We start from the raw sequence: 12,816 nt of genomic DNA, 5'->3' as shown, positions 1-12,816 counted from the left end.
GGGGGGCCACGGCACGGACCAACTGCAACCAAAACTGCAACCACGAACGTCGAAGGGCCCCACCGCGAGCGGTGGGGCCCTTCGACATCGTGCCCGGTGAGGCACTGGCGGAGGATACGAGATTCGAACTCGTGAGGGGTTGCCCCCAACACGCTTTCCAAGCGTGCGCCCTAGGCCTCTAGGCGAATCCTCCGTCGAGAACAATACAAGACCGGATGCCGTGCTCGCGAACTCGTTCCCACCCGGGTCCATCCGCTAGGGTGGGGGCCAGCCCCTCACGTGGCGCTATCTCACCGAACTCCCCCAGGGCCGGAAGGCAGCAAGGGTAAGTGGGCTCTGGCGGGTGCGTGGGGGGCCCTTGCGTTGTGGGGGCGGGGGAGCGGGCGGCTTCGGTTGTCGGCGGGCCCCGATATCGTCGTAAGCGTGTCGTCCCTCGCGCTGTACCGCCGCTACCGCCCCGAGACCTTCGCGGAGGTCATCGGGCAGGAGCATGTCACCGGCCCGTTGCAGCAGGCGCTGCGTAACAACAGGGTCAATCACGCGTATCTGTTCAGCGGTCCGCGGGGCTGTGGCAAGACGACCAGTGCGCGCATCCTGGCCCGCTGTCTGAACTGCGAGAAGGGCCCGACCCCGGCGCCGTGCGGGGAGTGCCAGTCGTGCCAGGACCTCGCGCGGAACGGTCCGGGGTCGATCGACGTCATCGAGATCGACGCCGCGTCCCACGGTGGTGTGGACGATGCGCGGGAGCTGCGCGAGAAGGCGTTCTTCGGGCCCGCGTCCAGTCGTTACAAGATCTACATCATCGACGAGGCCCACATGGTCACCTCGGCGGGGTTCAACGCCCTGCTGAAGGTGGTCGAGGAGCCCCCGGAGCACCTCAAGTTCATCTTCGCGACCACCGAGCCCGAGAAGGTCATCGGCACCATCCGGTCGCGCACCCACCACTACCCCTTCCGGCTCGTGCCGCCCGGGACGCTCCGCGAGTACCTCGGCGAGGTCTGCGGTCGGGAGGCCATTCCGGTCGAGGAGGGCGTGCTGCCGCTGGTGGTGCGAGCCGGTGCGGGGTCCGTCCGTGACTCGATGTCGGTCATGGACCAGTTGCTCGCGGGCGCGGCCGACGACGGTGTGACGTACGCCATGGCCACCTCGCTGCTCGGTTATACGGACGGCTCGCTGCTGGACTCGATCGTCGACGCGTTCGCGGCGACGGACGGCGCCGCCGCCTTCGAGGTCGTCAACCGTGTGATCGAGGGCGGCAACGACCCGCGGCGCTTCGTCGCCGATCTGCTGGAGCGGCTGCGCGATCTGGTGATCCTCGCGGCCGTGCCGGACGCGGCGGAGAAGGGGCTTATCGACGCTCCGGCCGATGTGGTCGAGCGGATGCAGGCGCAGGCGTCGGTCTTCGGCGGTGCCGAGCTGAGCCGTGCGGCCGACCTCGTCAACGAGGGGCTCACGGAGATGCGGGGCGCCACCTCACCGCGGCTCCAGCTGGAGTTGATCTGTGCGCGGGTGCTGCTGCCCGCCGCCTTCGACGACGAGCGGTCGGTGCAGTCGCGGCTCGAGCGGCTTGAGCGGGGCGCCCTGGCGGGCGGTCTCGGCGGTGGCGGTCTCGGCGGTGGCGGCGGGATGGCTGCCGCCGGTGGTGCGACGGCCGCCGCTTCGCCGGCGATGGGCTACGTCCCCGGACCCGACGCCCATGTTCCGGTCGATCCGGGAGCCGGGCCGGCCGCCGCGCGTGCGGCGATGGGTGGCCGGGGTCCGGCCCCGGCTCAGCCCCCGGCGCCTCCAGCGGCTCAGGCGCCTGCCCCCGAGGCCCCCGCTTCTCCCGGACCGGAGGAAGGTCCGGAGGAGCCGTCCGCGCCTGCCCCCGGCACATGGCCTTCGGGAGCCCAGCAGTCCCCGGCGCCCGCGGCACCCGCGACGCCTTCCGCCCCTGCCCCCGCCGCGGGCCGGCCCGGTGCCTGGCCCACCGCCTCGGCGCCCGGTTCCGGCGGTGCCCGCCCCGGTGCGGACGGCGCGGGCTCGGGCCGACAGCCCGGCGGCTGGCCCACGGCCGCCCCGGCCGGTGGCGGCGCCCCGCCCGCCCAGCCTTCCGCCCCGGCGCCTCCCCAGCAGTCCACCGGCCCAGCCGCTCCCGCGGCCCCGGCGCAGAACGCGCCGAACATGGCTCAAGGCGCGGTCCAGGTCCGCCAGATGTGGCCGGACATCCTGGAGGCGGTCAAGAACCGCCGTCGTTTCACCTGGATCCTGCTGAGTCAGAACGCCTCGGTGTCCGGGTTCGACGGCACCACCCTCCAGATCGGCTTCTCCAACGCCGGTGCGCGCGACAGCTTCGTCAGCGGCGGCAGCGAGGACGTGCTGCGGCAGGCTCTCAGCGATGCCATCGGTGTGCAGTGGCGGATCGAGGCCATCGTCGATCCTTCCGGTGGTGGGGGTGGCGGTGCCGGTGGTGCGAGCGGTCCGGGAGGTTCCGGCGGTTATGGCGGCGGTTCCGGCAACGGCGGTGGCTTCGGCGGAGGCGGTGCGGGTCCCGCGGGCGGTGGCTTCGACGGTGGTCAGCCCGCGGCGCCGCAGCAGTCCGCGCCCCGGCCGAGTGCTCCCGCGCCCACGGCGCCCGAGCCCGCCCCCCGGCCCGGGGGAGGGGGCCCGCCCGCCGAGTCATCGACGTACCGGGAGCCCGAACCGCCGCCCATCTCGCCGGAGGACGACGTCCCGGCCGAGGACGATCCGGATCTCGACGACACCGCGCTGAGCGGGCACGACCTCATCGTGCGTGAGCTGGGCGCCACGGTCATCGACGAGATCGTGAACGAGTAGGCCCGCCCCGGCCCGACCCCGTTCCCTCTGGCCCCGTTCCCTCCGGATCCGGCCCCGCGGCCCCGGACGCGACAGGTGGCGGCCCCTACCGCGGTTCCCCCGCCGCCGCCACCGGGAGTCCGCGGCGGAACCCCCTCGCGAGCCTCCGTCGGAGGCTCCGCGCACCCCCGCGACCAAACCCCGCCCCGGGGCGCCGCCGCGGTCCCCCGTACGCCCCTCCGAAGGGGCCGCCGGGCCCCGTGCCACGGGCCCGGGAGGCCCTTGCCGCGGCCCCGTCCGGGGCCCCGCGCCGCCTCGCCATTCCGTATGACCCCCACCCCCGGCTCTCCTCCGTACGGCGTAGAGCGAGGTGCCCTCCGAGCACGTAGGCTCGGGCTATCGAAGGAACGACAGAACGACCGTCGACAGCCAGGAGCGAAGCCGTGATCCCCGGTGGTGGGCAGCCGAACATGCAGCAGTTGCTGCAGCAGGCTCAGAAGATGCAGCAGGACCTCGCCGCGGCCCAGGAGGAGCTGGGCCGGACCCCTGTCGAGGGTTCCTCGGGCGGTGGTCTGGTGAAGGCGACGGTGACCGGCGCCGGTGAGCTCCAGGGCCTGGTCATCGATCCCAAGGCCGTGGATCCTGAGGACACGGAGACCCTCGCGGATCTCGTCGTCGCGGCCGTCCGCGACGCGAACCACGCCGCGCAGGAGCTCCAGCAGCAGAAGCTCGGCCCGCTCGCCCAGGGGCTGGGCGGAATGCCGGGCCTCCCCTTCTGAGGCACCCAGGCATCGAGGTACCGAGGGTCTGAACGCCCGAGGGCCTGAGGCCGCGCAACGGGGGACGGGGGTCGGCTCGGGGTGCTCCACCGGAGCCTCACGGCTCCGTCCGGGCGGAGAACCGGGCGAAGAAACTGAATATTTCGAATATTCATATGAAGTACAGCCACCGCGCGGCGGCGCGAGATTGGATGAGGGCGTGTACGAGGGCGTGGTCCAGGACCTGATCGACGAGTTGGGCAGGCTGCCCGGCGTCGGTCCCAAGAGCGCTCAGCGGATCGCCTTCCACATCCTCCAGTCCGAGCCGACCGACGTCCGCCGCCTCGCTCACGCGCTGACCGAGGTCAAGGACAAGGTGCGGTTCTGCGCGGTGTGCGGGAACGTCGCCGAGTCCGAGCAGTGCCGGGTCTGCCAGGACCCGCGCCGCGACCCGGCGGTCATCTGCGTGGTCGAGGAGCCGAAGGATGTGGTGGCGATCGAGCGGACTCGCGAGTTCCGCGGCCGCTACCACGTGCTCGGCGGAGCGATCAGCCCGATCGAGGGTGTGGGACCGGACGATCTGCGGATCAGGGAGCTGTTGGCCCGGCTCGCGGACGGGACGGTCACCGAACTCATCCTGGCCACCGATCCGAACCTGGAGGGCGAAGCCACCGCCACGTACCTCGCGCGCATGGTCAAACCCATGGGTTTGAAGGTCACACGCCTGGCCAGTGGTCTCCCAGTCGGGGGGGACCTGGAGTACGCCGACGAGGTCACGCTGGGTCGTGCCTTCGAAGGGAGAAGACTTCTCGATGTCTGACGCAACGCTGCACGACGCCCATCCGGATCCGGACGACTTCGCGGTCCAGATCGCCGACCAGATCGAGAGTTTCATCGTCGCGGTCACCGAAGTCGCCAAGGGCGACGAACCGGACAGCGCTGTGCCGTTCCTGCTGCTCGAACTGTCCCAGCTGCTGCTGGCGGGCGGGCGGCTCGGGGCGCACGAGGACTTCGTCCCGGAGGAGCGGTACGAGCCCGACACCGGCCCCGAGCCGGACGTCGACGAGCTGCGGGAGCGGTTCGCCCTGCTGCTGGAGCCGGTCGATGTGTACTCGGAGGTCTTCGACCCCTACGTACCGCGCGCCGAGCCCGTCGCCAGCCGGATCTCCGACGACCTGGCCGGGATCATCACCGATCTGCGGCACGGGATGGCCCACTACCGCGAGGGCCGGATCAACGAGGCCCTGTGGTGGTGGCAGTTCTCCTACCTGTCCAACTGGGGAACGATGGCCTCCGCCGCGCTGCGCGCCCTCCAGTCGCTCGTCGCGCACGTCCGGCTGGACAGCCCGCTGGACGAGCTGGACGGGCTGGACACGGACACCGGCGCCTCCGGCGGTGACGAGGAGCTCGCCGAGGCGGCGGGACGGGTCATGGCGGCCGAGATCGCGGCACCGCTCGGCATCCGCTCCGTCCAGCGCTGAGGCGGGCACCAGCCCTCGGCCCGGAGAGGGTCCGAAAACGGTCCCTGGACCGGCCCCGCCACGGCGCGCAAGCCTGTGCGCAGGGCCGTCTCAGTGATCGTCCACCGCCTGTCCACCCCCCGTCCCCCTCTGTGAGCTGAATTACGTTCCTGTATGCATCGCCCGGAAGCGGGCAGGGTTCGTCGCTGAGCGAGTGGTGTGGGATGCGGGGAGAGACGCCGGTACCTGGACGATGTACCGCCTGATCCTCCTGGTCCCCCTGGTCCAGCTGATCACTGAGTGAGGCGTGTGTCTCGCCATGTGACATTTGGGACGGCAAATTCCGGCCGCTCGTTAAAATGAGCCGACCGCATTATTGAGAGCTGCGAGGAGCGCACGTGGGCCTTGTCGTGCAGAAGTACGGAGGCTCCTCCGTTGCCGATGCCGAGGGCATCAAGCGGGTCGCCAAGCGAATCGTGGAAGCCAAGAAGAACGGCCACCAGGTCGTTGTCGTGGTTTCCGCCATGGGCGACACGACGGACGAGCTGATCGATCTCGCCGAGCAGGTATCCCCGATCCCCACCGGCCGCGAGTTCGACATGCTGCTGACCGCGGGTGAGCGGATCTCCATGGCCCTGCTGGCGATGGCGATCAAAAACCTGGGTCACGAGGCGCTGTCGTTCACCGGCAGCCAGGCGGGAGTCATCACCGACGCGGTTCACAACAAAGCGCGGATCATCGACGTCACCCCCGGCCGCATCCGTGATGCGGTCGAGCAGGGCGCCGTCGCGATCGTCGCGGGCTTCCAGGGCGTGTCCCAGGAGAGCAAGGACATCACCACGCTCGGCCGGGGCGGCTCGGACACCACCGCGGTGGCCCTTGCCGCGGCCCTGGAGGCCGAGGTGTGCGAGATCTACACCGACGTGGACGGCGTGTTCACCGCCGATCCGCGTGTGGTGAAGAAGGCTCGCAAGATCAACGAGATTCCGTACGAGGACATGCTGGAGCTCGCGGCGAGCGGCTCCAAGGTGTTGCATCTGCGCTGCGTCGAGTACGCGCGCCGTTACGACATCCCGATCCACGTGCGGTCGTCTTTCTCCGGTCATGTCGGCACCTGGGTGCGCAGGCCGGAAGCGCCAGAAGGAGAAGAAGGCATGGAGCAGGCGATCATCTCCGGGGTCGCGCACGACACGTCCGAGGCGAAGGTCACGGTCGTCGGCGTGCCGGACAAGCCGGGTGAGGCCGCGGCCATCTTCCGCACCATCTCCGACGCGGAGATCAACATCGACATGGTGGTGCAGAACGTCTCCGCCGCGTCGACCGGTCTGACCGACATCTCCTTCACGCTGCCCAAGACGGACGGCCACAAGGCGATGGAGGCGCTGACCAAGGCGAAGGCCGTGATCGGCTTCGACTCGCTGCGCTACGACGACCAGGTCGCCAAGATCTCGCTGGTCGGTGCCGGTATGCGCACCAACCCGGGCGTCACCGCGACCTTCTTCGAGGCGCTGTCGAACGCCGGGGTCAACATCGAGCTGATCTCGACCTCCGAGATCCGTATCTCGGTGGTCACCCGCGCCGATGATGTGAAGGACGCGGTCGTCGCCGTGCACAGCGCGTTCGGCCTGGACAGTGACAGCGTCGAGGCCGTCGTGTACGGAGGGACCGGCCGATGACACGTGCTGGCGGTGCCGCCGGTGGCCGGAAGCCGACGCTTGCTGTCGTCGGCGCGACCGGCGCCGTCGGCACCGTCATGCTCTCGATCCTCTCCGAGCGCGCGGACATCTGGGGCGAGATCCGGCTGATCGCCTCACCGCGTTCCGCCGGACGGAAGCTGACCGTCCGGGGAGAGCAGGTCGAGGTCGTCGCACTGAGCGAGGAGGCGTTCGACGGCGTCGACGTCGCGATGTTCGACGTGCCGGACGAGGTCTCGGCGCAGTGGGCGCCGATCGCGGCCAGCAAGGGCGCGGTCGCCGTCGACAACTCCGGTGCCTTCCGGATGGACCCGGACGTCCCCCTGGTCGTCCCGGAGGTGAACGCGCACGCGGCACGGGTCCGCCCGCGCGGCATCATCTCCAACCCCAACTGCACCACCCTGTCGATGATCGTCGCGCTGGGCGCGCTGCACGCCGAGTTCGGGCTGAGTGAGCTGATCGTCTCCTCGTACCAGGCGGTTTCCGGCGCGGGCAAGGAAGGCGTCGACACCCTGCGCGAGCAGCTGGCGCTGGTCGCCGGTACGGACCTGGGCACACATCCCGGTGACGTACGGCGCGCGGTCGGCGAGATGGGCCCGTTCCCCGCGCCGATGGCGCTCAACGTGGTGCCGTTCGCGGGCTCGCTCAAGGAGGACGGCTGGTCCTCCGAGGAGCTGAAGGTGCGCAACGAGTCGCGCAAGATCCTGGGCCTGCCCGAGCTGCGGGTCACCGCGACCTGCGTCCGCGTTCCCGTCATCACCACGCATTCGCTCGCCGTGCACGCGCGGTTCGAGAACGAGGTGACGGTGGCGGCGGCGCACGAGATCCTGGCGGCCGCGCCGGGTGTGGTGCTGTGCGACAACCCGGCGGAGGGCGAATTCCCCACCCCGGCCGATGTCGTGGGCACCGATCCGACATGGGTGGGCCGGGTGCGGCGTTCGCTGGACGACCCGAAGGCGCTGGAGCTGTTCGTCTGCGGGGACAACCTGCGGAAGGGCGCCGCGCTCAACACCGCGCAGATCGCGGAGGTCGTGGCCGCGGAGTTCACCGGGGCCTGAGGTCCCGCCCCTTTCCCTCATTCCTCCTCCCCTCTTTGGGGCCGCCGCCCGGCTGGGCCGCCGCTCACCGTCGCGGGACGACGGCGTAAAGTGACGTTTCCGCGGCGCACCTCATGGCGGCTTGTGAATATCCTGTGCGCATGTGACCGGCCGGGCTCCGATGACCTGGGCCGATGACATGACAGGCGAATTCGTTCCCCGCACGCCGCAACCCGCGGCGTGCGGGGAGCGTCTTTCCAGCCGCCCTTTGGCGGGGCGCTGTGGAAAACCAGGGCATAGGGGAAGAGTTGGTGCGTATGGGGGCATTCAATGCATCATCAAACGCAGTGCCTCTCGCGTACAACCCTGACAGGGGGCAGCGTGTCCAACAGGCGTGGCAGAGGTATTCGGCATCGCAACGGTTCCTGGGCGCGGCGGCGCGGCGGTTCAACCCCCGCGGCGGCGCTCGCCGGGCGGTATGCCGGTGATCGCGCCATGGCCGGCTGCTCGCCCCGCGCACATCACGACGGGGCGCGAGGACACTGACGACGCGATGGCAGCGGGCACCACAGTCGATCACCTCACCGAGACCTACCGCGCCCACTACCGGTCGCTGCTGGGTCTCGCCGCGCTCCTGCTCGACGACACCGCGTCCTGCGAGGACGTCGTGCAGGAGGCGTTCATCCGTGTTCACTCGGCGCGCAAGAGAGTCCGGGACCCCGAGAAGACCCTCGCCTATCTGCGGCAGACGGTCGTCAATCTCTCCCGCTCCGCGCTGCGCCGCCGCATCCTCGGGCTGAAGCTGCTCTCGAAGCCGATGCCCGATATGGCCAGTGCCGAGGAAGGGGCGTACGAACAGCTTGAGCGCGACCAACTGATCAAGGCGATGAGAGGACTGCAGCGCCGCCAGCGCGAGGTCCTCGTGCTGCGCTACTTCGCCGATATGACCGAGGCCCAGGTGGCCGAGACGCTGGGGATATCTCTCGGCTCGGTCAAGGCGTACGGTTCGCGTGGCATCGCGGCGCTTCGCGTCGCCATGGAGGCTCCGGCATGAACGACAGCACACGGAAGCCGGACCCGGGGAACCCCGACCGGCGGGACGGACACGGGCCCGAGCCCGAACCCGATGAGGTGACGGCGGACGGGACCGCGCCGCGCGCCGACGCGCCGGGCGGCGATATGCCCGACGCCGACGGTGCGGACGCCGCGAGCGGTGTGGACGGCGCGGGTGGCACAGGTGACCCGGAGGCCGGTGGATCCCCGCTCGGCGGTACCGACTCGGACTCGGACTCCGACTCCCACTCCGACGACATGGACGAAGTCGCGCTGCGACTGCTGATGCACCGCGCGGTCGACGACCTCGCGCCCTCGCGCGACTCCCTGGAGCATCTGCGGCGCGCCGTGCCCGTCCGCCGCACCCGGCGCCGTCAGGCCCTCGTGGGGGCCGTGGCGGCGGTGGTGCTCGGCGGTGCCGCCATTCCGGCGCTGGTCCACGTCGCGACCACCGGCGGCGGCACCGACGACCGCCCGGCCAACGCGTCCAGCAGCCACCGCACCCCGGGGACCGCCGGGGGCCAGCGTGGCGGCGGCAGCGGCGGCCAGGACCCCGACAAGCCGTCCGACAGCGTCGAGACGGACAAGCACGACCGGCGCCACGGCGACAAGAAGGACAAGCCGACCAAGGACCCGGAGGGCGACTCGGGCGGTACCGCGCCCGACCCCTCGGGCACGCTGAACGCCACCTCGCCCACCTGCACCCGCACCCAGCTCAGCAGCGGCGCGGGGACGGCCGGGACCGCGGACGCCGAGGGCCGGGTCTACGGCTCGTTCCGCGTCTCGAACGTCTCGGACGGGGCGTGCACGGTCGAGGGCGGCGGCACCGTCACCCCGAGCGCGCAGGGCGGCGCCGACCAGGCGCGTGTCTTCCAGGTCGCCCACACGGCGGGCGACGCGGCCTCCGAGCTGCCCGACCCCGCCACCCAGCCGGGCACCCTGATCCTCCAGCCGGGCCAGGCGTACGAGGTGCGGTTCGCCTGGATCCCGGCGTCCGGCGGGGGGACCAGCGGCTGTTCCAGCGGCGACCCCTCGGCCCCCGAGCCGAGCTCCGACCCGGAGGGCTCGCCCCAGGACGACCCCGGCACGGGAGAGCCCGGCGGCACCCCGGGCGACGGTGAACCACCGGCCGCGAGTGTGCTGGTCAGCTATACGCCGGAGGCGGGCGAACCGGCGGCCGGATCGGTGACCGTCAGCGGTGCCTGCGCGGGGACCGTCTACAGCACCGGTCTGCTGGCCGCCTCGTAGCGGCACCGAGGGCCGCCCCCGGAGCCGGGGGCGGCGCCGGACCCGTACCCGGGGGCCCGTACCGTGGTGGTGTGTATCGGTTTCTGCTGACGCCCCGCTGGTGGGTGATCAACGTCTTCACCGTGCTGGCTATCCCGTTCTGCCTGTTCATGGGCAGCTGGCAGCTCAGCCGCTTCGAGGCGCGTGTCGACACCCATGAGCAGCAGGAGGACCGGGCGTCCGGCGCCGAGCACGCCGCGCCCCGGCCGCTGGGCGAACTGCTGCCCGTCAGCCAGGACACCGCGGGGCGGCGGGCGACCGCCACCGGACGGTATGACACCGAGCACCAACTCCTCGTGCCCGACCGGCGGCTGGACGACCGCGACGGCTTCTATGTACTGACCCTGCTGCGCACCGATGGGGGCAGGGCGCTGCCCGTGGTCCGCGGCTGGCTTCCCGGGGACGCCGACAGCAAGGCGGCCACGGCGAAGGTGCCCGCGCCCCCGGCCGGTGAGGTGACGGTCACCGGGGCGCTCCAGGCCACCGAGCACCAGGGCTCCGGCGGAACGGGCTCCGGCGGGCTCCCGAAGGGCCAGCTCGGCATGATCAGCGCGGCCTCCCTGGTGAATCTGGTGCCGTACGGGGTGTACGACGCCTGGATCACCGCCACCGAGGCGCCCGGGGCCCTGGAGCCGGTGCCCCCCGTCGTGGCGGCGGGCACCGGACTGGACCTCAAGGCGTTCCAGAACCTGGGCTACACCGGTGAGTGGTTCGTCTTCGCGGGCTTCGTGGTCTTCATGTGGTTCCGGCTGTTCCGGCGCGAGGCCGAGACCGCCCGCGACCTCGCGCTCGGCCTCATCCCCTCGGAGCCGTCGGAGCCGATGCCGTCCCCGGCACCGCCGCCGGAGCGGACCCCCGCGGAGAAGCCGACGCGCTAGCTGTGCCGTTCGGGGAGCCCGGCCGGGGCGCCAGATGGCGCTCGGCGAACTCGATCTCCAGCCGCAGCTGCTTGATCCGCTCCTCGACGACCAGCGAGCCGTGTCCCGCGTCATAGCGGTACACCTCGTGCGGGGCGCCGCGCCGCTCCAGCCGCTCCACATAGTTGTCGATCTGCCGTATCGGGCAGCGCGGGTCGTTGACCCCCGCGGAGATGTAGACCGGCGCCCGCACCTCGTCGACATAGGTCAGTGGGGAGGACGCCCGGAACCGCTCCGGCACCTCCTCCGGGGTGCCGCCGAGCAGGGTGCGGTCCATCGCCTTCAGGGCCTCCATCTCGTCGTGGTAGGCCGTGACGTAGTCGGCGACCGGGACCGCGGCCAGCCCCACCGCCCACGCCTCGGGCTGGGTGCCCAGCCCGAGCAGGGTGAGATAGCCGCCCCAGGAGCCGCCCGCCAGCACCAGCCGCTCGGGGTCGGCGAGCCCGGAGGCCACCGCCCACTCGCGGACCGCCGCGATGTCCTCCAGCTCGATCAGCCCGACCCGGTGCTTGAGGGCGTCCGTCCACGCCCGTCCGTACCCCGTGGAACCGCGGTAGTTGACCCGGACCACGGCGAAGCCGTGGTCCACCCAGGCCGCCGGACCGGCCGCGAACGCGTCGCTGTCGTGCCAGGTGGGCCCGCCGTGGATGTCGAAGACGGTGGGGAAGGGACCCTCGCCCGCGGGCTTCTGCACCAGCGCGTGCACCCGCCCGCCCGGTCCGTCCACCCATGCGTCGCCGACCGCCACCGAGACCGGGGCCGTGAACCCCGGCGGGTCCAGCACGGTCCGCCCGCTCGTGGAGCGCACCCGCGGCGGCTGCTCGGCCGAGGACCACAGGAACTCCACCGCGCCGTCCGGCCGCGCCGAGGCGCCCGAGATCGTGCCCGCCGGTGTCTCGATCCGGGTCAGCTCACCGGAGCCGAGGTCGTACCGCCACAGCTCGCCGCGCGCCTGGTGGCTGTGGTCGATCAGCAGCGCCGAACCGTCCGGGAACCAGTCCGCCCCGACATCGCCCGGCAGATCGATCGCCAGCGCCGTCTCCCGGCCGGTCAGCGGGTCCCACACCATGGGCTCCCAGCGGCCGCGCCGCTGGTGGCCGATCAGCAGCCGGGTGTCGCCCGCGACCGGCGCGAAGCCCATCACCGACAGCCCCAGCTCCTCGGTGCCGCCCTTGGTGTCGTCCAGCTCGGCCACCGCCGTGCCGTCCCGCCGCACGACCCGGACCGCCGAGTGCATCGCGTCACCGTGCTCGGTGTGCTCGATCGCGATCAGCGAACCGTCGTGGGAGAGGTCGCCCACCCCGGCGGACTCCCGGTGGCGGTAGATCTCCTCCGGCGCCGCACCCGGCCGCACCACATGGACCGTGGAGCCCTCCTCGTCGGTGGACCGGCCGATGACCGCCGTGCCGTCCCGGCCCAGCACCAGCCCGGCCGGATAGGAGGGCTCGAGGCCGGGCGCCGCGGGCTCATCGGCCCGCTCCCCGTCCGCGCCGCCGCCGAACGGCTGCCGCAGCCATACGCCGAACTCATCGCCGTCGGTGTCCGAGAACCACCAGATCCACTGCCCGTCCGGGGTCAGCACCCCGTCCGTCGTCCCGTTCGGCCGGTCCGTCACCTGCCGCTGGGCGCCGGTGGCCCGGTCCCATGCGTACAGCTCGTACGTCCCCGTGGCGTTCGAGATGAACAGCGAGCGGTCCGGGGCGTCCTCGGCCCAGTCGGGCAGGCTCACTCGCGGCGCCCGGAAGCGCTTCTCCCAGTCCGGCATGGACTCCGTGCTCTCAGTCATGCCCCCCATTCTGCGCCGCCCGGGGGAT

10 protein-coding genes, 1 tRNA gene and 1 other RNA gene are annotated in these 12,816 nt (G+C 71.7%); 10 read left to right on the top strand and 2 right to left on the bottom strand.

What is annotated here, in order from left to right:
* Window positions 1-105: 105 nt before the first annotated feature.
* A tRNA-Ser gene (locus NMK44_RS08605) sits at window positions 106-193 on the bottom strand.
* 74 nt (window positions 194-267) lie between these two features.
* Between NMK44_RS08605 and ffs the strand changes: the two genes are divergently transcribed.
* From ffs to NMK44_RS08555, 10 genes are all read left to right on the top strand, one after another.
* An RNA gene (gene ffs, locus NMK44_RS08600) (signal recognition particle sRNA small type) lies at window positions 268-362 on the top strand.
* Window positions 363-423: 61 nt separating this feature from the next.
* Window positions 424-2,817: a DNA polymerase III subunit gamma and tau gene (locus NMK44_RS08595; protein ID WP_308358446.1), complete on the top strand. Its 2,394-nt coding sequence runs from the start codon at window positions 424-426 to the stop codon at window positions 2,815-2,817.
* 422 nt (window positions 2,818-3,239) lie between these two features.
* On the top strand, window positions 3,240-3,575 hold the full coding sequence (locus tag NMK44_RS08590) for a YbaB/EbfC family nucleoid-associated protein (protein WP_254740056.1): 336 nt from the start codon (window positions 3,240-3,242) through the stop codon (window positions 3,573-3,575).
* 199 nt (window positions 3,576-3,774) lie between these two features.
* The gene (gene recR / locus NMK44_RS08585) at window positions 3,775-4,374 is read left to right on the top strand and encodes a recombination mediator RecR (protein WP_254740054.1); all 600 of its coding nucleotides are present in this window, start codon (window positions 3,775-3,777) and stop codon (window positions 4,372-4,374) included.
* On the top strand, window positions 4,367-5,035 hold the full coding sequence (locus NMK44_RS08580; RefSeq protein ID WP_254740052.1) for a DUF5063 domain-containing protein: 669 nt from the start codon (window positions 4,367-4,369) through the stop codon (window positions 5,033-5,035). The genes recR and NMK44_RS08580 overlap by 8 nt, the downstream gene beginning before the upstream one ends.
* A 377-nt stretch (window positions 5,036-5,412) precedes the next feature.
* Window positions 5,413-6,690, top strand: coding sequence for an aspartate kinase (locus NMK44_RS08575; protein ID WP_254740050.1), 1,278 nt, complete (start codon window positions 5,413-5,415; stop codon window positions 6,688-6,690).
* Window positions 6,687-7,766: an aspartate-semialdehyde dehydrogenase gene (locus tag NMK44_RS08570; protein WP_254740048.1), complete on the top strand. Its 1,080-nt coding sequence runs from the start codon at window positions 6,687-6,689 to the stop codon at window positions 7,764-7,766. The genes NMK44_RS08575 and NMK44_RS08570 overlap by 4 nt, the downstream gene beginning before the upstream one ends.
* A 457-nt stretch (window positions 7,767-8,223) precedes the next feature.
* Complete coding sequence (locus NMK44_RS08565; protein WP_254740046.1) at window positions 8,224-8,799, top strand: SigE family RNA polymerase sigma factor; 576 nt, start codon at window positions 8,224-8,226, stop codon at window positions 8,797-8,799.
* The gene (locus tag NMK44_RS08560) at window positions 8,796-10,046 is read left to right on the top strand and encodes a hypothetical protein (RefSeq protein WP_254740044.1); all 1,251 of its coding nucleotides are present in this window, start codon (window positions 8,796-8,798) and stop codon (window positions 10,044-10,046) included. Before NMK44_RS08565 ends, NMK44_RS08560 begins: the two co-directional genes overlap by 4 nt.
* 71 nt (window positions 10,047-10,117) lie before the next feature.
* Window positions 10,118-10,963, top strand: coding sequence for an SURF1 family protein (locus tag NMK44_RS08555; protein ID WP_254740042.1), 846 nt, complete (start codon window positions 10,118-10,120; stop codon window positions 10,961-10,963).
* On the opposite strand, the gene NMK44_RS08550 is transcribed toward NMK44_RS08555, so the two are convergent.
* On the bottom strand, window positions 10,881-12,797 hold the full coding sequence (locus NMK44_RS08550) for a S9 family peptidase (RefSeq protein ID WP_254740040.1): 1,917 nt from the start codon (window positions 12,795-12,797) through the stop codon (window positions 10,881-10,883). The two genes, NMK44_RS08555 and NMK44_RS08550, sit on opposite strands and share 83 nt — an antisense overlap.
* Window positions 12,798-12,816 lie beyond the last annotated feature (19 nt).

Origin of the sequence: Streptomyces cucumeris (genome assembly GCF_024295805.1) — a bacterium.
Lineage (GTDB): Bacteria > Actinomycetota > Actinomycetes > Streptomycetales > Streptomycetaceae > Streptomyces > Streptomyces cucumeris.
Note: the sequence above shows the minus strand (reverse complement) of the source record. Positions and strands in the feature narration are given on the sequence as shown.

What these genes read in the sequence shown, in the direction of transcription:
- NMK44_RS08580 (WP_254740052.1), top strand. Translation starts at nt 4,367, where the DNA reads ATGTCTGACGCAACGCTGCACGACGCCCATCCGGATCCGGACGACTTC.
- NMK44_RS08570 (WP_254740048.1), top strand. Translation starts at nt 6,687, where the DNA reads ATGACACGTGCTGGCGGTGCCGCCGGTGGCCGGAAGCCGACGCTTGCT.
- NMK44_RS08565 (WP_254740046.1), top strand. Translation starts at nt 8,224, where the DNA reads ATGCCGGTGATCGCGCCATGGCCGGCTGCTCGCCCCGCGCACATCACG.
- NMK44_RS08560 (WP_254740044.1), top strand. Translation starts at nt 8,796, where the DNA reads ATGAACGACAGCACACGGAAGCCGGACCCGGGGAACCCCGACCGGCGG.
- NMK44_RS08550 (WP_254740040.1), bottom strand. Translation starts at nt 12,797, where the DNA reads ATGGGGGGCATGACTGAGAGCACGGAGTCCATGCCGGACTGGGAGAAG.